This window comes from Methanoculleus sp. DTU007 (assembly GCF_001512385.1).
In the GTDB taxonomy this organism is placed as follows: Archaea; Halobacteriota; Methanomicrobia; order Methanomicrobiales; family Methanoculleaceae; genus Methanoculleus; species Methanoculleus thermophilus.
Genome location: NZ_LFRO01000074.1, coordinates 1 through 19,709, shown reverse-complemented (window position 1 = coordinate 19,709; position 19,709 = coordinate 1). Strand labels below are relative to the sequence as shown.

At 60.0% G+C, this 19,709-nt stretch carries 17 protein-coding genes and 1 CRISPR repeat array; of the genes, 14 read left to right on the top strand and 3 right to left on the bottom strand.

What is annotated here, in order from left to right; all coding sequences use genetic code 11:
* Positions 1 to 42 precede the first annotated feature (42 nt).
* From ACI94_RS08115 to ACI94_RS08105, 3 genes are read left to right on the top strand one after another with little or no spacing between them, the layout of a single operon-like run.
* On the top strand, positions 43 to 1,251 hold the full coding sequence (locus tag ACI94_RS08115) for a glycosyltransferase family 4 protein (protein WP_066955725.1): 1,209 nt from the start codon (positions 43 to 45) through the stop codon (positions 1,249 to 1,251).
* Positions 1,236 to 2,426: a prenyltransferase/squalene oxidase repeat-containing protein gene (locus ACI94_RS08110; protein ID WP_066955723.1), complete on the top strand. Its 1,191-nt coding sequence runs from the start codon at positions 1,236 to 1,238 to the stop codon at positions 2,424 to 2,426. The genes ACI94_RS08115 and ACI94_RS08110 overlap by 16 nt, the downstream gene beginning before the upstream one ends.
* Complete coding sequence (locus tag ACI94_RS08105) at positions 2,423 to 4,570, top strand: bi-domain-containing oxidoreductase (RefSeq protein WP_273259178.1); 2,148 nt, start codon at positions 2,423 to 2,425, stop codon at positions 4,568 to 4,570. The genes ACI94_RS08110 and ACI94_RS08105 overlap by 4 nt, the downstream gene beginning before the upstream one ends.
* Positions 4,571 to 4,868: 298 nt before the next feature.
* Here the strand turns inward: ACI94_RS08105 and ACI94_RS08100 are convergent, their stop codons facing one another.
* Positions 4,869 to 5,951: an archaeosine biosynthesis radical SAM protein RaSEA gene (locus ACI94_RS08100; protein ID WP_273259179.1), complete on the bottom strand. Its 1,083-nt coding sequence runs from the start codon at positions 5,949 to 5,951 to the stop codon at positions 4,869 to 4,871.
* Positions 5,952 to 6,541: 590 nt separating this feature from the next.
* Between ACI94_RS08100 and ACI94_RS08095 the strand changes: the two genes are divergently transcribed.
* Together ACI94_RS08095 and ACI94_RS08090 are read left to right on the top strand one after the other, a co-directional pair.
* Entirely contained in the window at positions 6,542 to 7,969 is a 1,428-nt protein-coding gene (locus ACI94_RS08095) for a phenylacetate--CoA ligase family protein (RefSeq protein WP_066955716.1), read from the top strand.
* A 15-nt stretch (positions 7,970 to 7,984) separates the two neighbouring features.
* Complete coding sequence (locus ACI94_RS08090; RefSeq protein WP_273259018.1) at positions 7,985 to 9,373, top strand: phenylacetate--CoA ligase family protein; 1,389 nt, start codon at positions 7,985 to 7,987, stop codon at positions 9,371 to 9,373.
* A gap of 146 nt (positions 9,374 to 9,519) precedes the next feature.
* Here ACI94_RS08090 and ACI94_RS08085 read toward each other — a convergent pair whose 3' ends face one another.
* Positions 9,520 to 10,536 carry a GNAT family N-acetyltransferase gene (locus ACI94_RS08085; RefSeq protein ID WP_066955710.1) on the bottom strand — a complete coding sequence of 339 codons (1,017 nt, stop codon included), beginning with the start codon at positions 10,534 to 10,536 and terminating at the stop codon, positions 9,520 to 9,522.
* Positions 10,537 to 10,994: 458 nt separating this feature from the next.
* Between ACI94_RS08085 and ACI94_RS08080 the strand changes: the two genes are divergently transcribed.
* The 6 genes from ACI94_RS08080 (at position 10,995) to ACI94_RS08055 (ending at position 15,592) form a co-directional block, all read left to right on the top strand.
* The gene (locus ACI94_RS08080) at positions 10,995 to 12,401 is read left to right on the top strand and encodes a phenylacetate--CoA ligase family protein (RefSeq protein WP_286681289.1); all 1,407 of its coding nucleotides are present in this window, start codon (positions 10,995 to 10,997) and stop codon (positions 12,399 to 12,401) included.
* Positions 12,402 to 12,490: 89 nt separating this feature from the next.
* Positions 12,491 to 12,676 carry a hypothetical protein gene (locus ACI94_RS08075; RefSeq protein WP_066955704.1) on the top strand — a complete coding sequence of 62 codons (186 nt, stop codon included), beginning with the start codon at positions 12,491 to 12,493 and terminating at the stop codon, positions 12,674 to 12,676.
* A gap of 166 nt (positions 12,677 to 12,842) precedes the next feature.
* A complete protein-coding gene (locus tag ACI94_RS08070; protein WP_066955700.1) occupies positions 12,843 to 13,724 on the top strand; it encodes a thiamine pyrophosphate-dependent enzyme in 882 nt (293 codons plus the stop codon).
* On the top strand, positions 13,718 to 14,830 hold the full coding sequence (locus tag ACI94_RS08065) for a transketolase C-terminal domain-containing protein (protein WP_273259174.1): 1,113 nt from the start codon (positions 13,718 to 13,720) through the stop codon (positions 14,828 to 14,830). The genes ACI94_RS08070 and ACI94_RS08065 overlap by 7 nt, the downstream gene beginning before the upstream one ends.
* Positions 14,823 to 15,350 carry a 2-oxoacid:acceptor oxidoreductase family protein gene (locus ACI94_RS08060; RefSeq protein ID WP_066955694.1) on the top strand — a complete coding sequence of 176 codons (528 nt, stop codon included), beginning with the start codon at positions 14,823 to 14,825 and terminating at the stop codon, positions 15,348 to 15,350. The genes ACI94_RS08065 and ACI94_RS08060 overlap by 8 nt, the downstream gene beginning before the upstream one ends.
* Positions 15,347 to 15,592, top strand: coding sequence for a 4Fe-4S binding protein (locus tag ACI94_RS08055; RefSeq protein WP_066955691.1), 246 nt, complete (start codon positions 15,347 to 15,349; stop codon positions 15,590 to 15,592). The genes ACI94_RS08060 and ACI94_RS08055 overlap by 4 nt, the downstream gene beginning before the upstream one ends.
* On the opposite strand, the gene ACI94_RS08050 is transcribed toward ACI94_RS08055, so the two are convergent.
* Entirely contained in the window at positions 15,567 to 16,001 is a 435-nt protein-coding gene (locus ACI94_RS08050) for a hypothetical protein (RefSeq protein WP_066955688.1), read from the bottom strand. The two genes, ACI94_RS08055 and ACI94_RS08050, sit on opposite strands and share 26 nt — an antisense overlap.
* Before the next feature lie 159 nt (positions 16,002 to 16,160).
* On the opposite strand from ACI94_RS08050, the gene ACI94_RS08045 reads away from it, so the two are divergent.
* The 3 genes from ACI94_RS08045 to ACI94_RS08035 all read left to right on the top strand — a co-directional run bounded on the left by ACI94_RS08045 (position 16,161) and on the right by ACI94_RS08035 (position 19,312).
* Positions 16,161 to 16,463, top strand: coding sequence for an Hsp20/alpha crystallin family protein (locus ACI94_RS08045; protein WP_066955685.1), 303 nt, complete (start codon positions 16,161 to 16,163; stop codon positions 16,461 to 16,463).
* Between the two features lie 155 nt (positions 16,464 to 16,618).
* Positions 16,619 to 18,775, top strand: a complete 2,157-nt coding sequence (locus ACI94_RS08040) for a thioredoxin domain-containing protein (RefSeq protein WP_066955682.1) — start codon at positions 16,619 to 16,621, stop codon at positions 18,773 to 18,775.
* Positions 18,776 to 18,790: 15 nt separating this feature from the next.
* Positions 18,791 to 19,312 (top strand): OsmC family protein, encoded by a 522-nt coding sequence (locus ACI94_RS08035; RefSeq protein ID WP_273259175.1) that lies wholly within the window; start codon positions 18,791 to 18,793, stop codon positions 19,310 to 19,312.
* Between the two features lie 134 nt (positions 19,313 to 19,446).
* Positions 19,447 to 19,680: direct repeats of the CRISPR family, unit length 34 nt; unit sequence GATTTCAATCCACGCACCCGTGAAGGGTGCGACT.
* Positions 19,681 to 19,709 lie beyond the last annotated feature (29 nt).

The window sequence follows — 19,709 nt, the reverse complement described above, 5'->3', positions numbered from 1 at the left end:
GATCATCGTCGACGGCTGCACTCGAACTGCATGAGGAGTTCCGTGAAACGGGTCTGTATCGTATCACAACATTATCCGCCAGAAAAGTCGGGAAACGCATCACGGATATACGACACCGCCGTGCACCTTGCACGGCTCGGCCTCGACGTGACCGTGATTGCGCCTCACCCCACGTTCCCCACAGGATCGTTTCGCCGCACCTGGAAGCGGTCGGACGTGCAGGAGATCGACGGTGTCCGGGTCGTGCGGCTCTGGACGTGGCAACCGGTCACCAGGGACCCGGGGTTCGCAAGCAGGATGGGGTATTACCTGATCTTCCCCATCCATGCCGCACTCTGGCTCCTGCTCGCCCGGAACCGGTTCGATGCGATCATGACCTCGGCACCGCCCCTCTTTACCGGGATCCCGGGCTACATCCTGAAGCGGACAAGCCGGGTGAAATGGATCCTCGATATCCGCGACCTCTGGATCGATGCATCGATAAGCCTCGGCTTCCTTAGGGAGGGGAGTCTTTTTGAGAGGTTGAGCCGCAGGTTCGAGCAGATGTGCCTTCTGCGCGCCGATCTCGTCGGGGTCACGACAGAAGAACTCGGGCGGAGGATCTCGTCGCGCTACCGGGTCACGGCCCCGATGGAGTTGATGCCAAACGGTGTCAACACGGACTTCTTCTCTCCAAGGGGCAACGGAAAGAAGCAGCAGATCATCTATGCCGGCAACGTCGGGCATGCCCAGGATCTTGATAAGGTTGCCCTTGCCGTCAAGTCGATGAACGGCACATACAACCTGAAGTTTCTCATCGTCGGCGACGGCGATATCGAGGAGCGCCTCAAAGACCTCGTGAAGGCTGAGAGTATAAGTGACTCGGTCATCTTCACGGGCATCCTCCCACGTGAAGAGATTCCCCGGCTCCTCTCCGAGTCCCTGATCGGTGTGGCACCCTTAAAGAAACTCGAGAACCTCGAGTACGCAGCACCCACCAAGGCATACGAGTATATGGCCTGCGGGATACCCTTCGTCGGCTGCGGAAGCGGCGAGATCGCCCATCTCGCCGAGAAGTCGGGTGCGGGGATCATTGCGGAGAATACCCCGGAGGCGATCGCTGCGGCGCTCATATCGCTCCTTGAGGACCCGGAGAGGAGAGAGGAGATGGGACGGCGTGGACGCGAGTATGTCGTGAAACACTACGACCGGCGCTCAATCGCTCAGAAACTGAAGCAACATATCGAGATGATGGCATGGACGGAGCCATAAAATCGCTCCTCTCCCGGACTCTCAGGGCGGTCCGGGATCTTGCGGTCGTCGACGGCGGGATTGCGTACATCCGTGACCCGGTCTTTCCGATCGTCCGCAACCGCGTCCACGCCGAGGTCACAAAGGCGATGCTCCGGTCCGGCGGCGATCCCCTCGTGGGCCCTATCCTCGAGTACGTTACGGCTTGCCAGAACCCCGACGGCTCCTACAACGAGATCCACGTCAACTACAACCAGCCCTCGGCCCTGATCACGGCTTTTGTCGGCGATGCGCTCCTTGAGGCGGCGGACCGGTATCCGCACGAGGAGAATCTCCAATGGGCCCGCGACTACGTCATCGAGGCCGAAAAACGGCCCGGCTACTTCCTGAAGTCCTCGGGCTACACCGCCGACCACCTGAACGTCGATGCCTCGTGCGGAGCGTTTCTTGCCCGGTACGCGGAGCGCTACGACGATCCGGTTGCCCGGGCGGCCGCTCTCCGGGCGGCGGAGAACGTCGTCCGCCACCAGCGCCCAGACGGCGTCTACCCCTATGCGGTCGATAAGGGGACGTACCCGTTCGTCTTCGACATCCCTTGCGTGCACTACCAGGGGGTGACGATCTATTACCTCGCCAAGGCAAACGAGGTGCTCTGCGACGAGCGGATCGACGAGAGCATCGATCGGGGGGCACGGTGGCTCGCCGCCGCTCAATACCCCGACGGGCGGTTCGACTGGTCGAGGAGCGGCCTTCCATTCGCATACTGCCTCTCGGGCGCCTACGCCTTCGCCCACGCGTCCTTTGCCTATGCGGCCAGGATGGACGACCGCTACCGGGAGAACGCCGATCTCGCTCTTGCGTGGCTTGCAGAGAACGTGGTAGGAATCGCCCCCAGGTGGGAGCCGGGCCGGTGGGCCGATCTCGTCCCATCGGTCAGGGCGGCGGCGAAGACGGCAGCGCTCGGGGACTATCCGTTGCGGCATCGAACGTTCCGGTTCGGCTACGCGGTCTACCGCGAGCTTGCCCGCAGGCGCTATGCAAAGACCGCGGAGACCCGGTCGTTTGAGGTCCTCCGTCGACTGCTCGGGATCCGGTCCTCGACCGTGGAACCGTCGAAGAACTTCCCCGATCTCTTCATGACATCAGAAATTCTCGATTGTCTCACTCAAGCACAAATCTGGGGTGGAGATTTATGAAACAGGTACTGCTCGACTTGCAGTCAGGGTCTATCCGGGTGGAGAACGTTCCCGTTCCCACCGTAACACGGGGGGTGGTCGTCGAGAACGCTTACTCCCTCATCAGCGCCGGCACGGAGTCGTCGCTGATCAACCTCGCACAGCAGTCGCTCGTCGGCAAGGCGAAGGCACGCCCCGACGACGTGAAGAGAATTCTCCAGAAAATCGGCACCGACGGCCCCCTCTCGGCGTACCGGCAGGCGATGGGTCGTCTCTCAAAGCCGGAGCCGCTCGGCTACAGTTGTGCAGGCACGGTGGTCCAGACCGCGTCCGATGAGTTTGAGGTCGGCGACCGTGTCGCCTGCGGCGGAGCGGGGTATGCGGTGCACGCGGAGTACGTCGCGGTACCGCGAAACCTCTGTGTCAAGGTTCCGGACGGCGTCAGCCTCAGAGAAGCAGCGTTTACGACCGTCGGATCGATCGCGATGCACGGAGTCCGGAACGCGAAGGTCACGGTCGGCGAGAACGTCGCAGTAATAGGGCTAGGGCTGATCGGGCTGCTATCCGTCCAGATCCTCAAGGCCGCCGGGTGCCGGGTGATCGGGATCGATATTGATCCGGGAAAGCTTTCGCTCGCTCAAAAACTCGGGGCCGATCTCGTCTCGAACTACGACGGCCTCGTCGAGAGGGTGAAGAGCCTCTCGCCGTTCGGGGCGGACGCGGTCATCATCACCGCGGCCACACGGTCAAGCGCCCCCGTCGAGGCCGCCGGGCACCTCGTTCGGGAACAGGGCAGGGTCGTGGTCGTCGGGAATGTGGGGATGAACCTGCCCCGGGATGTCTTCTACGCGAAAGAGGCGGAGGTCGTCGTCTCCCGGTCCTACGGCCCTGGACGCTACGATCGAAACTACGAGGAGAAGGGGCTCGATTACCCGATATACGTCCGCTGGACCGAGCGAAGGAACATGGAGGCGTTCCTCTCTCTGATACAGCAGAAGAAGATCGATCTCGCTCCCCTGATCACCCACACCTTCCCTCTTGACGATGCACCGGAGGCCTACAACCTCATCAGCACAGGTAGAGAACGGTTCATCGGGGTCCTCCTCCAGTACAGCCCGAACGGTGCAGGCCCTTCCGGCACCGTCGTTCGCCTCCCGGAGTCCGGGAGGCAGCCGCGGAAGGCTTCCACCGGTCTTCGAAGAATAGGGTGCATCGGCGCCGGAGTTCACGCCCTCTCCTCTCTCTACCCGCATCTTTCGGCACTCCCGGCGGACCTTGCGGCGGTCGCGACCGCGACGGGGCTCTCGGCGCAATCGGTCGCGAAGAAGTACGGATTCTCCTACTGCACCACCGACTACCGCGAGATTCTAAGCGATCCTGCGATCGATGCGGTGCTGATCGCGACCCGCAACGACCTGCATGCTAGCCTTGCGGCCGAGGCTCTCCGTGCCGGAAAAGATGTCTTCGTGGAGAAGCCTCTTGCCACCAGCATCGAGGAACTTAAGGAGGTCGTTTCCGCATGGAACGAGTCCGGGCAGCGGCTGATGGTCGGGTTCAATCGGCGCTACTCCCCTCTTGCCCGGAGGATGAAGGAGTTCTTTTCGAACCGGACGACGCCGGCCGTCCTGCACTACCGCGTCAACGCCGGGCAGATCCCGTCCGGGCACTGGGTGCATGACGGCGAGCAGGGCGGCGGGATGCTGATCTCGGAGTGCTGCCACTTCATCGACTTTATGCAGTACATCACCGGTGCGCGGCCGGTCCAGGTCTATGCCCGGGCTATCGAGCCGACCGGGGATCTTCCAAAGTACGACAATTTCCAGGCGACCCTGGCCTTCGACGACGGGTCGGTCGGGACAGTCACCTACACGACCCTCGGGGATCGGTCCTACCCAAAAGAGATGATCGAGGTCTTCTGCGGCAACGCCGTCGGGCGGATCACCGACTTTCGCGACCTTGAACTCCGGCGGGACGGGAAGGCATCGCGTGAGAGGCGGTGGCTTACCCAGGAGAAGGGGTTTTTCGAGGAACTCCTGGCGTTCGTGAAGGGCGAAGAGCCCGACTTCCCGGCGAGCGTCGCAACGACGCTTGCGACGTTTGCGGCGTGGGACTCGATCGATACCGGAACACCCCGGACGATCGATCTTGGGCGGGTCGGGTTGTGACGTTTAAACCGATCTTTATGAGGGCTAGAGGTCGTTTAAGATCTTGATACATGGACGTTTCAAAAAGCCGCTATCAGGAGGGGAACCCTCATCCCAGTTCCCCACTATCCTTGGCTCATAGGTTGCTGTCTGTAGCCCCTCTCGAAGACCTTCGATCTTCTCAAACTTCGGACGTCCCGTCCGTCGCACCCCACCCGGCCTTCGGCCTCCTCAGACGCACCGCGAGGTGCGAAGTGCGAAACCGGTGAAAAAAGCCTAGGATGGGGTTCTCAGTTCACAGTCGATATGGAAAAAGTAGTTACAGTGATGAGATCCGGGTACTACGGACATACGCCAGCTGCTCGCGGATCCTCTCCGGGATCGTGCGGGGATCCGCCTTTGTGACGGCTTCTTTCCACTCACTGTCGCGGCACGAGCAGTCCAGCCCATCGAACTCCGTTACATCAAAGCGGCAGTTGTAGCGGTCGATTGCCCTGATGACCTCGTCATCGCATTTCCCGCAGTTCCTGGCCCAGTCGAGCGACTCGACCGAGTAGGTCCAGGGGCTGACGTAGACATGAGCACGGTCCCCGAACCGCTCCCGGCACTGCTGCAGGATGTCGACGAGGCTCCAGAGCCACGACGGGCGGTAAAGGTTGTTCTTCCAGAGTTCGTGCACGACGGTGTTCTTCTCGACCGTCGTCACCTCAAGATCCACGTAATCGATACCCTTTGATACACAGTAGGCGACGGTCTCGACGATATCACGTACCGCCTCCGCCTCGGTGAGGAACGGCGGTTTAACGAGCAGAAGCGGTTTTGTCAGCACACCCATACTCTGCATCCTTGAGTGGAAGTGATCGAAGTTGTTCGTAGAGAACCCCTTGTTGATGCAGAGGTTCATCACCAGGGGGTTTGCGGACTCAAACCCGAACGCCACCTCGAGCTGCCGGCCTCCTAATGCCTTCTTCATCCTCAGCACATGTTCGTCCGGCGAGTAATCGATCCTTGATTCGACGACCACCTTCTTGATGTTTTGATAATTGTTGATGTATGAGCAGATCTTCTCGATGGCTGCGACCGGCATCTCGTGCTCGTTGAAGAGATTCCCGTCGTTGTAGATCGAGATGATCGGGTAATCTCCGAGATCGACGGCGTCCATCACGTACTCGAACTGCGCGATATACTCCTCCGCAGAGACCGCTCTGCCCCGGGACGTCGCACAGTAAAACCCGCACATCGTGCAGCCCCCGGTCTTCTCGACCCATTCACAACCAGTGGATCGGAGAAAGATAATCAGCCGTCGAACCGGCTGACCATCGAGGTAACCTACCCGCTCTTCCCAACCGATGGGAATTGTAAAATCGAGATCCTGTGGAGCGACCCCGTTCTGTCTGCGCAACTCTCCGGCCAGTGCTCGGACTTCATTTAGGACATCATGTTCACTTGGGACACCCGTAAAGACGTCCGCACTGCTACTGGTATCTGGAATAGCCTTCTCTAGAATAATTATCTCCCCCCCAACCCGGGCACACATGACTCCGACGGAGACAAGAGCCCGGCGATCGTCGCCTTATCTCACCGAGACATATGCCCATAGGGCTGTGGATATTTATAGTTTATCCAGATACGTCCACCACGAGATTGGGTTTGCCCAAAGGTATTCTGAGATCGAAAAGGCAGGGAATCTGGCAATTTGAAAAACAGAGCCAAATTTGAACTCCACTAAGAACTCCCGCCGGGGCTTCCGGTGCACTCACAAGACCCCGAACCTGGAGTAGTGGGAGGTGTGCCATCATAATTTATTTATACCTCATTTGGGAGTATACAAACCCCGATGCACTCAGGACCGAAACCCCGGACCACTCAAGCGAGGTGCATCGCCCGGCAATCGATATTCGGGGGAAGCATGACAGCTCGCTGGCGGGCCGGGGGGATTGGGGTGCCGTACCGGTGCGTATGGACAGAGTGCCCGAAAAGAGGAGATAAGCAATGGTATACTCTGGATCGATGAACTGCACCCGGGATTCATTCACAACAAGGGCTCTCAGCATCCTCCCATTCTATAATGAGTATAAAAAGACCTATGCGCTTCTTTGCCAGTCCCGCACATGGAACCGGGAGGAGATCGAGGCCTACCAGGTAGAGGCGCTCGGACGCCTGCTCGACCACGCTTACGAGAACGTCCCCTACTACCGCCGGGTCTTTCGGGAGCGGGAACTTGTCCCCGAGGATATCGCCACCTTAAATGACCTCAAACTCCTCCCATTCCTGACCCGGGAAGACCTGCAGAACAATCTCCCCGACCTGAAGGCTAAAAACTACCCCGAGTCGGCCTTTGAGTACGTCACCACCGGGGGGTCCACCGGCATCCCGGTCGGGTTCTACTACGAAAAAGGAGCCTCCCGGGCCCGGGAGTGGGCCTTCATGAAGACCCTCTGGGACCGTGTCGGCTACCGGTTCATCGACCGCTGCGTCATTCTCCGGGGCTACATCGTCGGCTCGCCGGAAGACAAGATCTACTGGAAGAAGACGCTCTTTGGCCGGTGGCTGGTCATGTCCTCCCATCACATGACCGAAGAGACCCTCCCGGCCTACATCGATGAGATCCGAAGGTTCCGGCCCCGGTTCATTCAGGCCTATCCCTCGACGGCCGTGATCCTCGCCCGATACATGATGGAGCACGAGATCAAGCCGTTCCCGACCCTCAAAGCAATCCTCTGCGGGTCCGAGAACCTCTATCCCTGGCAGCGAAGCCTGCTTTCCGAGGCATTCGGATGCCGGGTCTTCTCCTGGTACGGGAACTCCGAGCAGACGGTGCTTGCCGGAGAGTGCGAGGAGAGCACGCACTACCACATCTTCCCCGAGTACGGGATCGTTGAACTGATCGGGAGAGACGGTCGGCCTGTAACGAGACCGGGGGTGATGGGTGAGGTGGTCACAACGGGCCTCACCAACTACATCTGCCCCCTCATCCGTTACCGGACAATGGACCTTGCAACGGAGGCCGAAGGACCCTGTACCTGCGGCCGCTCATATCAACTGCTCGAACGGGTTGACGGGAGGGTTCAGGACTTCATCGTGACCTGCAGAGGTGAACTCCTCTCAGGGGTTACCATGAACATCGATACCGACGCCTTCGATAATGTTAAACAGTTCCAGTTCTACCAGGAGAAGGTCGGGGAGGTCATCCTGAACATCGTGAGAAAGCCCGGATTCAACAGCCAGGATGCAGAGTACCTCTACCAGGAAGTGAGCCGAAGCTGCGGAAGCGACGTCACCATCACCATACGATACGTTGAGCATATCCCACTTACCGCCCGGGGGAAGCACCGCTACTTCGTCCAGAACCTTCCTGTGCGTTTTGGCGAAGAGGAGATGGCCAAGTTTGAGCACATATCCCCGAATATCGTGGCTTAACGCCGGAGGTGCGCAATGAAGGCTGATTTCATAACAGCGGCACTGCGTGCAAACCCACTCACCATGAAAGCGCTCAGCCTGGTGCCATCCTACCATGCATACCGCAAACTGTATACGTTCCTCCAGGAGTCCCAGTGGTGGAGCCGGGAGGAACTTGAGGCCTACCAGATGGAGGCGCTCTCGCGTCTGCTTGATCACGCCTACGAGAACGTCCCCTACTACCGTCGGGTCTTCCGGGAGCGGGGGCTTGTCCCCGAGGATATCGCCACCCTGTCAGACCTCGAACTTCTTCCCTTCCTGACAAAGGAGATTGTCCAGGCCAACCTCCCCGACCTGAAGGCCAGAAACTACCCCGAGTCGGCATTCGAGTACGTGCGTACATCCGGGTCCACCGGGACTCCCATGGGTTTTTACTACGAGAAAGGCGCCTCCCGGGCCCGGGAGTGGGCCTTCATGAAGACCCAATGGGACCGCATCGGCTACCGGTTCACCGATCGCTGCGTCATCCTCCGGGGCCATGTGGTGGAGACGGCCTCAAACGGGATCTACTGGAAGAAAGCACTCTTTGGCCGGTGGCTGGTCATGTCCTCCCATCACATGACCGAAGAGACCCTCCCGGCCTACATCGACCGGATCCGGAGGTTCCGGCCCCGGTTCATCCACGCCTATCCATCGACGGCCGTGATCCTCGCCCGATACATGCGAGAACACGAGATTAAACCGTTCCCGACCGTCAAAGCAATCCTCTGCGGATCCGAGAGCCTCTATCCCTGGCAGCGGAGTCTGCTCACCGAGGTCTTCGGGTGCCGGGTCTTCTCCTGGTACGGGAACTCCGAGCAGACGGTGCTTGCCGGGGAATGCGAGGAGAGCACGCACTACCACATCTTCCCCGAGTACAGCATCGTTGAACTGATCGGGAGAGACGGCAGGCCAGTCAGGGGTTCGGGGGCGATGGGGGAAGTGGTCACCACGAACCTCACGAACTACGTCTGCCCCCTCATCCGTTACCGCACCATGGATGTCGCGGTTGCGACGGAGAAGCGCTGCTCGTGCGGAAGGGAGTATCCGCTGCTTGAGAAAGTGGAAGGAAGGCTTCAGGAGTTCATCGTGACCCGGGGAGGGCACCTGATCTCCGTCACCCCAATCAACTACGAGTCAGGAGCCTTTGAGAACATCAAACAGTTCCAGATGTACCAGGAAGAGATCGGCGAACTGATCATGAAGATCGTCAGAAAGCCGACCTACACCGAGAAGGATACCCTGCAGTTGACCCAGGAGCTCCGGTGGCAACTTGGGGATGATGTGAACGTCCATGTTCACTTCGTCGACGAGATCCCGCGCACCGAGGGTGGGAAGTTCCGCTACCTCATCCAGAAACTCCCAATAACGCTCGGGGATCTTTAGACAGGAGGCGAACCGGTGTTTCAGCCGGTGTCTGCGGACGGTGGGAGGATCTTTTCGCCGGATGCGTTCGGCGAGTATATGGAGTGTGCCGACCGGGACGGGCCTATGACCCTGTACCCCGGTCCAATCGAGAGTCCGCAGTCCTCTTAGATCCTGCCGGTCGTCATCATCAACCGCTTGGCAAAGGAGAGATACGCCCATTCGGAGAATGCACCAAGGGTATCTTTCTTCACGATCTCGAAGTACGTCCGGAGATCGGGGTTGAACTTCGACTTGAAGAAGATGAGATCCGGGTTGTTGGCACCCATGTTCTCGAAGGTCCGGTAGCCTTCGGCCTGTGCACGCTGAATAAGCAGCCACTGGAGATACGCGTTTCCGTCATGAGAAGTCTCGATCTTCGGCGCACCTACCCAGAGCAGGAACCGCTTGTACTCCTGGGCCGCCACCACGGCTGTGATCTCATCCTCTGCATCGTAAAGTGTATAGACGCTGATCCTGTCAGGATAGGCACGAACAAGGTCGTCGAGGTACTCTCGCTTTATCGGCGGAATCGCAAGCGATGGGTCACGGTAGCGATCGGAGATGAGCCGGTGGAGTGTTGCGGTATCGTTGCTTCTCTCCAGCCTTAGACCGGCCTTTTCTTCTTTTTTTAGTTTTTTTCGGAGTAGGGAGTGGAAATTCTTCCAGATCTCCTCAAGGGGGCGCTCGAGGTTGATGGTGTACGTGTACCGGACCATAGGGCTGCACTGGTCCCAGAGGTAATGGCGTATATCACGAAACTCCGGGACAAAGGCTATCGAGAGGTAATTCGGCGAAAGTCCCTGGATTTCTTCCCGAATCTCTTTTGCCATCATCCCAAGCAGGAACTCCTTCTTGCTCTGCTTGAATCCCTGAAACTCTCTGCTCGTTACGCACCCAAGATGGGGTATCACAGTGAGAGGGGGCGGGGAGAAGATTGCATTAATGCCATGTATCCGCCGATAGAAGAGCGGGAATAGGGAGATTATCTCATCCCCATTGTAGACCGCGTAGGGAAGGAGTGTACTCCCAGTATGTTTTGCCGTCAGGTGGAGGTAATCCCACTTATGAAAGAGGAGCCCGGAGGGGCTCTCGTCGATGAAGGTGTCCCAGGTATCCTTGTCGTCAATTTTACTCACGGTCATTCAATCACCACGTCTCGCTATCGCGTTCGTCATTCGGCGACCTCCAATCACCCCACAGGCCTATATACCTTTCTTCAGGCCGCCTGGAGAACTCACAGCGGACCAGCCGTAATATCTATATATCCAAACACGGGAGGTAGGGGCATGGTCGCGCTCCGCCTTCATGCCCTGGATGATATCTCGTTTCAGTCATTGGAAGGCAATAATACAAATACATGCAGCGACATATGGGTCATTTTTTCGGAAAAGAGCCTATTTCCCGAGTTTTTAAAGCATTTCTATCAGACTACTGGACAGGATCAGGTGAATATACCATATTCTAAGGATTTCTTCTAAGAGAGTTCGTTTAAGCGTGTTAAATCTCAACGGACCTCACCAGCAATTTTGCGATATTGCTATCACATAAGCAAAACGTTTAATGCTGAGTACTGATATGAGCAGTCCCGATGGGTGTGCGGATGACTCGTTGGGGATTGAAGGATCTCCTGCCCGAACATTCAGTGACAATGCGGGCGCTTCACATCCTACCTGCATACTCAGTCTACAGAAAGACCTATGAGTTCCTCCGCCGGTCCCGTACGTGGAGCCGGGAGAAACTCGAGGCATATCAGATGGAGGCGCTCTCGCATCTGCTTGATCACGCCTATGAAAACGTCCCCTACTACCGTCGAGTCTTCCGGGAGCGGAGACTTGTCCCGGAGGACATCGCGAGCCCGGCAGACCTCGAACTTCTTCCCTTCCTGACAAAGGAGATTGTCCAGGCCAACCTCCCCGACCTGAAGGCCAGGAATTACCCGGAGTCGGCATTCGAGTACGTCACCACCGGGGGGTCCACCGGCATCCCGGTCGGGTTCTACTACGAGAAAGGAGCCTCTCGGGCCCGGGAGTGGGCCTTCATGAAGACCCAGTGGGATCGTGTCGGCTACCGGTTTCGCGACCGCTGCGTCATCCTTCGGGGCCATGCGGTGGAGACGGCCTCAAACGGCACCTACTGGAAGAAAGCGCTCTTTGGCCGGTGGCTGCTGATGTCCTCCCATCACATGACCGAAGAGACCCTCCCGGCCTACATCGACCGGATCCGGAGGTTCCGGCCCCGGTTCATCCAGGCTTACCCCTCAGCGGCCGTGATCCTCGCTCGATACATGGTGGAGCATGACGTCCCGCGGTTTCCAACCGTCAAGGCAATCCTCTGCGGGTCCGAGAACCTCTACCCCTGGCAGCGGGACCTGCTCACCAAGGCCTTCGGGTGCCGGGTATTCTCCTGGTACGGGAACTCCGAGCAGACGGTGCTTGCCGGGGAGTGCGAGGAGAGCACGCACTACCACATCTTCCCCGAGTACAGCATCGTTGAACTGATCGGGAGAGACGGCAGGCCCATAACGACCCCGGGGGTGATGGGTGAGGTGGTCACAACGGGCCTCACCAACTACATCTGCCCTCTCATCCGGTACCGGACGATGGATGCCGCAGTCCTCGGAGACGGTTCGTGTTCCTGTGGCCGTGCCTATCCGCTGCTCGAGAAAGTGGAGGGGAGGCTCCAGGAGTTCATCGTAACCAAGGACCACCGGCTCATACCGATGACGTCGGTGGACATGCACTCGGGCGTCTTTGACAACGTTGCGCAGTTCCAGTTCTACCAGGAGAAGGTCGGGGAGGTTCTGATGCGGATCGTGAAAAGACCGGGGTATACCGGACGCGACACGGAGCAGATACTCCGCGAACTCGAAGAGAAGTTTGAAGGCGACGTAGATGTGACTATCCGCTTTGTCGGAAAAATTCCCCGCACGCGGCGCGGGAAATACCAGTTTCTGATACAGAAACTGCCGCTGGATCGATGGGGCTACCATGAATGTGAGATGGTATAAAAAACGAGATCTGACTGTCAGGTGTTGGTGATACCTGGGTACGGGCGGCAGACAACAGATACCCGTTTGGGGAGATCGCGCCGGTCTACATGAAGATGGACCACGAGAGTGGCCAGTATCGGATACGCCGCAAGGGTCTCCTCCCTCTTCTGGAGATGGGTGTCCGTTTCTTCAGGCCGTTCTGCCTGAAGTTCTATGCTGGTCTGATCCGACTGGCGTTTGGCCCGGAAGAGGCCAAACGAAGGCGCATGCCTGGAAGCGACGCCGAGATCTGATTAGGTACCCGGGGCCAAACCCGGCCCCGGGATAATTTTTCCCTTATCCTCAAATCTCGTGGAATTTCAGCCCTCTTTCCCCAAAAACCCTTCAAGATCCCGGGATCGAGACCACAAAACTATCATTACAATTGATGACAATTATAGTAAGAGGAGTGTAAACGCTTTGTCAACGATTCCTAAGGAGGAGTATCTCTATAAGTGCACGTCGGCCTGTGCGGGGTGCAGCTCTTCCCTCTGTCTGCGCTACGTGCTCAAAGCGGCCGGCCCCGATACCGTTCTCGTCGTGCCGGCCTGCTGCACCAGCGTCATCCAGGGGATCTACCCCGGCACAGCGATGAGCGTGCCGGTATACAATATAGCCTTCGCAGCGGCCGCTGCCTGCGCCTCAGGTCTCAGCAACGCGCTTAGGGCGCGCGGGAAGGATACCAACGTCATCGTCTATGCAGGGGACGGTGGAACGGTTGATATCGGGATACAGGCGCTCTCGGGCGCTTTTGAGCGTGGGACCGATTTCCTCTACATCTGCTACGACAACGAGGCCTACGGCAACACCGGGATGCAGCGGTCGGGCGCAACGCCGCTCGGGGCGCGCACCACGACAACCCCCGGCGGCAAGCCGACGGCGAAGAAGGACCTCGACCGGATCGTCGAGGCGCATAACCCGCCCTACATGGCGACCGCCTGCAGTGCGTATCCCCTTGATCTCTACAAGAAGGTGAAGAAGGCGCTCTCGATCCCGGGGCCCAAGTTCATCCATATCCTTGCGCCGTGCCCGCCGGGGTGGCGCTACCCGACGGAGAAGACGATTGAGATGGGCAAACTCGCGGTGAAGACTGGGACCTGGATCCTGTATGAGCGCGAGTACGGGAAACTCTCGATCAGCGGCCCGTCGAAGGCGGCAATGAAGAAGCCCGCGCCGCTCGAGGAATACATCAAGGGTCAGGGCAGGTTCAAGAACTTAAAACCGGAGATCCTCGACCTGATGCGACAGCAGGTGGAGCAGAACATCCAGCGGTTCGCCCGCGAGGAGGAAGGCCAATGCTAACGATTGCAACCGGCAACAAGGCGATCGCCGACGCGGTGAAGGCCGCGAAACCCGGCGTCATCGCCGCATACCCGATCACCCCCCAGACCGAGATCGTGGAGCAGATCGCCGAGTACGTGACTTCCGGCGAGCTTGAGAGCCGGTACATCCCGGTGGAGAGCGAGCACTCGGCGATGGCCGCCTGCATCGGAGCGAGCGCAGGCGGGGTCCGGACCTTCACGGCGACGAGTTCCCACGGCCTCCTCTACATGCACGAGATGATCCACTGGGCGGCGGGCGCGCGCCTCCCGATCGTGATGGCGAACGTCAACCGCGCTCTCGGACCCGGGTGGAACACCTGGGCGGAGCACACCGACGCCTTCTCCCAGCGCGACACGGGCTGGCTGCAGGTCTTTGTGGGCACGGTCCAGGAGGCCTACGACGCCACCCTGATGGCGTTTAGGATCGCCGAGGACGAGCGGGTCCTCCTTCCGGTGATGGTCAACCTCGACGGGTTTTCGCTCAGCCACATCACCCAGTCGCTTGAGACCGTCGACCCCGGCGACTTCATCCCACCCTACCACCTCCCGCACGCCATCGACCCGGAGAACCCCTGCGTCTACGGCCCGATGACCGGACCGGACGAATACTACAAGTTCCGCTGGGATATCGAGCGCTCGATGCGCGACGCACGGGGCGTAATCGAGGAGGTCGAGCGCGAGTTTGCAGAGCGGTTCGGCCGGTCCTACGGCCCCACCGAGGACTACCGGTGCGAGGACGCCGATGTCGTCGTCGTCGCGATGGGAACGCTCGGCAAAGAGGCTGAAGTCGCGGTCGACCGCCTCCGCGACGAGGGAATAAAGGCCGGGTCGATGCGCTTGCGCTGGTTCAGGCCCTTCCCGGACCTCGATCTCGCCGGCCGGGAGGTCGTCGTGATCGACCGCGACTACTCCTTCGGGTTTGGAGGTGTTGTGGCGCACTCCATCAAGTCAAAGACCGGCGTCGAACCCTACAACGTCATCGCCGGGCTCGGCGGCCAGGAGGTCACCTACAACGATATCGCCGACTTCGTCCGCAACCGGCGTCCCGGCGAGGAGATGTGGTTTGGGGTGAGCGAGCATGTATGAGATACGGATTCACTCCCGGGGCGGGCAGGGCGGCGTCACCGCCGCAAAGCTCATAGCTCTAGCGGCATTCAGGGACGGCAAGCATGCAACGGCCTGCCCGTTCTACGGGGCGGAGAGGCGCGGGGCGCCGGTCGTCTCGTTCGTCCGGATCGACGATGAGCCGATCAAGATCTACAGCCAGATCCACGAGCCCGATCTCGTGATCGTGCTTGATACGAGCATCATGGACGTGGTGGACGTCCTCCAGGGCCTAAAGCCCAACGGGGAAGTCCTCTTAAACAGCCCTCACCCGATTGCCGGGTGCAACGGGACCTGCCACCACGTCGACCTGACCGGGATCGCGCTTGCCGAGAACCTGGTGGTTGCCGGAAGCCCCATCCTGAATACCCCGGTCCTCGGGGCGCTTGCAAAGATGGGCATCGTCACCCTACCGTCGGCACGGACGGCGATCCGGGAGATGTTTTCCGACGAGCGGAACGTGAAGGCTGCTGAGGCGGCATACGAGGAGTTGAAGGCATGAGAGAGAGACTTGCGCTCAGCAGGCCCAAAGAGGCCTCATCGGGAAAGACCGGGTCCTGGCGGACGTTCCGGCCCGTGGTCGATAAGGAGACGTGCAACGCCTGCGGGCTCTGCGCCCAGTACTGCCCCGACGGGGTCATCGACGAAGAACTCGAGATCGACCTCGATTACTGCAAGGGGTGCGGCATCTGCTCAAACGAGTGCCCGAAAGGGGCCATCAAGATGGTCCGCGAGGAGCGTTGACGTCCTCGATGGGAGAGGTCGCCGTATACTCGAGATTGAACCGGTAAAAGTGCATATCGCAGTTGCGGCACCGGGTCGTGAAGTGGTTGCACCCGATGACAAGGCCGTGCGACCCCTCGACCCCACATTTTTTGCATCGGCCGTCGGCCTCGATCGTCCATACGTCGTAGCACCCGATCGGTGTGCAGACTCCGGGCCCCCTGCTGTTCTCAAACCGCGGGACGAAGATCCGGGTCGCGGCACAGGCAGAGCAGATCACCTGCGCCTGCGCTGATACCGCCTTTACGATCTGGTCGGCCTCTTTGCCGCAGTGGTAGCAGCGGGTCCGGTGCACGAAGGTTGGGTAGAACCTGAGTGTGAGCACCGCAAGGTGCGATTCCGGGTGAAGATGAACCGCTCGGTCATGCATGAGACCTTAGCGCCCTCACGATAAAACCTCCGTGGAAGTGGGGCCTTCGCTCTGCATGACCCGGTTGCCCGCAATCAGCCGCACCTGCGTGGTGCCGAACTGGAGGTAAACGTTATATAGCACACCCGCACTCCTGTTGCCGTCTAGGAGGTTATTGAGATGGCTGCATTGAGAGTCGCACCCTATGTCTGTGCCTACTCGGATGAGAACGAAGAGAACCTTCACATCGAGATCGAACTCCCCGGCGTCGACAAGAAGGATATCACCTTCAAGATGCAGGAGACGAGTTTCTCCATCGACGCACCCCGCGGCGACGTCCGCTACGTCGGGACCTACGCGATCGGCTGCCCCGTCGATCCCAATCGGGCGAAAGCAACATTTAAAAATGGTCTTTTGACTGTAGACGTCCCCTACGTCCGGCCGACCGCGGAGGAGACGAAAGAGATCCCAATCGCAGAGTGAGGAGGACCGCGGCCCGGATACCCGCCCTTTTTCACCCGGGCCGCCGTCAGGCGCTCTTGATCCCGGCGGTGGATGGGCGAACGGGCCCGCTCCGAAAAGCTCCCCTTCCGCCGGGATGAGTCACCTTTATTAGCCTGCATCCGCACGAGAGACATATGAACCCGGCACGCGGAGATGACCCGAAAGCACCGGTGCGAGAGATACCACCGCCGAACCGGCTTATCCACGAGAAGAGTCCGTACCTGCTCCAGCACGCTCATAACCCCGTCGACTGGTATCCCTGGGGAGAAGAAGCATTCCGGCGGGCGAAAGAGGAAGGCAAACCGATCCTTCTCTCGATCGGCTACTCGACCTGCCACTGGTGCCACGTCATGGAGAAGGAGTCGTTTGCAGACCCGCAGGTCGCAAAACTCCTAAACGACGTCTTCGTCTGCATCAAGGTGGATCGCGAAGAGCGGCCGGATATCGACCAGATCTACATGACGGCCGCTCACGTGCTGACCGGGGCCGGGGGCTGGCCGCTCACGATCATTATGACACCTGACAAAAAGCCCTTCTTTGCCGCAAGTTACATCCCGAAAGAGAGCCGGTACGGGATGACCGGGCTCCTGGACCTCATCCCCCGGATCAGCAAGATCTGGCAGAGCCAGCGCCAGGACCTCGAGAGCGCCGGCGACCAGGTGATCGAGGCGCTGCGAAACGCTGCCCGCAACCCTCCAGGCTCAAGCGAGCTCTCCGAATCGACCCTCGACGAGGCCTACCAGACATTCTACCGGGTCTTTGACGGGGAGAACGGCGGGTTTGGCGACGCACCCAAGTTCCCGACCCCGCACAACCTCATCTTCCTGCTCCGCCACGGTTACCGGACCGGGAAGGCGCCGGCATACCAGATGGTCGAAAAGACCCTGCATGCGATGCGGCAGGGCGGGATCTTCGACCAGATCGGCTACGGGTTCCACCGCTACTCGACGGATGCGGAGTGGTTCGTCCCGCACTTTGAGAAGATGCTCTACGACCAGGCGCTCCTTGCCATGGCGTATACCGAGGCATACCTCGCGACCGGGAGGGAGGAGTTTGCCCGAACCGCCCGCGAGACGATCGCCTACGTCCTGCGGGATATGACCGATCCCGCCGGCGGATTCTACTCGGCCGAGGACGCCGACAGCGAGGGCAAGGAAGGGAAGTTCTACCTCTGGACGAAGGAGGAGATCCTCTCGGTTCTCGGGGAGGAGGACGGGGAGCGGTTCTCCCGGATCTTTGGGGTCGTGGAGCCGGGAAACTACATCGAGCAGCCCGGCGGAAAGAGGACCGGCAGGAACATACTCCGTCTCCGCCGCCCGCTGGTCTCCTGGGCCCACGAGTTCTCGACGACCGAAGAGGACCTCGCGTGGTTCGTGGAGGGCGCCCGGCAGAGGCTCTTTGCGGCCCGGGAGAGGCGGGTCCGCCCGGCAAGGGACGATAAGATCCTGACCGACTGGAACGCCCTGATGATCGCCGCGCTCGCAAAAGCCGCCCGGACCTTCGACGACCCAGGTTACCTTGAGGCGGCAGAGAAGGCGACCGCGTTCATCCTCGAAAACCTCCGCAGGCAGGACGGGCGGCTCCTCCACCGCTACCGGGACGGGGAGGCGGGGCTCGCTGCGACCCTCGACGACTATGCGTTCATGGTCTGGGCGCTCATCGAACTCTACGAGGCCACCTTCTCCCCCGGCTACCTTGTGACCGCCACAGAACTCGCCCGGGATATGGTCGCCCATTACTGGGACTGTGAGAACGGCGGGTTCTACTTCACCCCGGACGACCTCGATATTCCCGTCCGGCAGAAACCGGTCTCCAACGGGGCGATCCCCTCCGGGAATGGCGTGGCGATGCTGAGCCTCTTTGCCCTCGGGCGGATAACGGCAGACCTCGAGTTCGAGAGGATGGCCGACCGGATGAGGGTTGTCTTTTCAGATGCCGTTCTCAAGGCTCCGGCCGCTCACGCCCAGTTCCTCACGGGCCTGGAGTTCATGCTGGGGCCGAACCATGAGGTGATCGTCACCGGGGTTACGGGCGCAGAGGATACGACCGCGATGCTCCGGGCCATCCGATCGCACTACAACCCCGACGCCCTCATAATCTTCCGCCCCGCCGAGGAGGAGAACCCGGAGATCACCAGGATTGCCGGGTACACCCGGGACATCGTGATGGTCGGGGAGAAGGCGACGGCATACGTCTGCACGAACTACGCCTGCGACATCCCGACGACCGATATCGAGGAGATGCTGCGGCTCATGGGCTCAAAAGAGAGGCCGCCCGAGCCGATCGTCTGATGCGGAGTCTTGCGTATGATGAAAAACGGGCTCGATATGGAGCGGGCAAACGCCCTCGTGGAGCGGATAACAAGGGATCCTGCAGCGGGCGAGAGGACCCTCTCCGCCCTCACAACCTGGAACGGGGGTGCGCACACGACGACGATCGTCCGGGACTTCGCCGTCCCGGCCGACGAGCCGGCGATGCTCGGCGGGAGCAACCGGGGCCCAAGCCCGACGGAACTGGTGCTGACGGGGCTTTCGGCCTGCATCGCGGCTTCTATCGCCTACAGCGCCGCGGAGGAGGGGATCGAGGTCGACCTGATCGAGATCGATGTTGCGGGCGACCTCGACCTCGCGGGCTTTTTTGAGATCGGCAACACCCGGCCGGGCCTTGACGAGGTCCGCCTGACCGTCCGGGTGGATGCCGACGCACCGCGGGAGAAGATCGAGGACCTCGTGAACCGGGCCTACCGGCGCTCGCCGGTCGCGGCCTCGCTTGCGGAGAGGGTCCCGATCAGGGTCTGTATCGGGTGGGAGGAGACGAGGGCGGAGTGAGGGACGTCCCGCCAGAAGCATGGATCATATCCGTGCGCTTGTGAAGGGTGCGACAATCTTTGAGTTGGGCAGGATGAACGGAGGGGGATACCTCAATCCACACACCCTCGGCCCGGACCTGCCCGTGGTCCGGCGATTTCAACTCACGCACCCGTGAAGGGTGCGACCCGGAGGATTTGCAACCCTATGTAAAGGCGTATAAGATTTCAATCCACGCACCCGTGAAGGGTGCGACTTCTAGTGAAATATCATAAACTATATATCCCAGAATTTCAATCCACGCACCCGTGAAGGGTGCGACCTGAAATAATCCCTCTTTTTTGCCGGTCCGGCCGATTTCAATCCACGCACCCGTGAAGGGTGCGACCCCCCTTTCCGGGCCTATCGCCATTGCCAA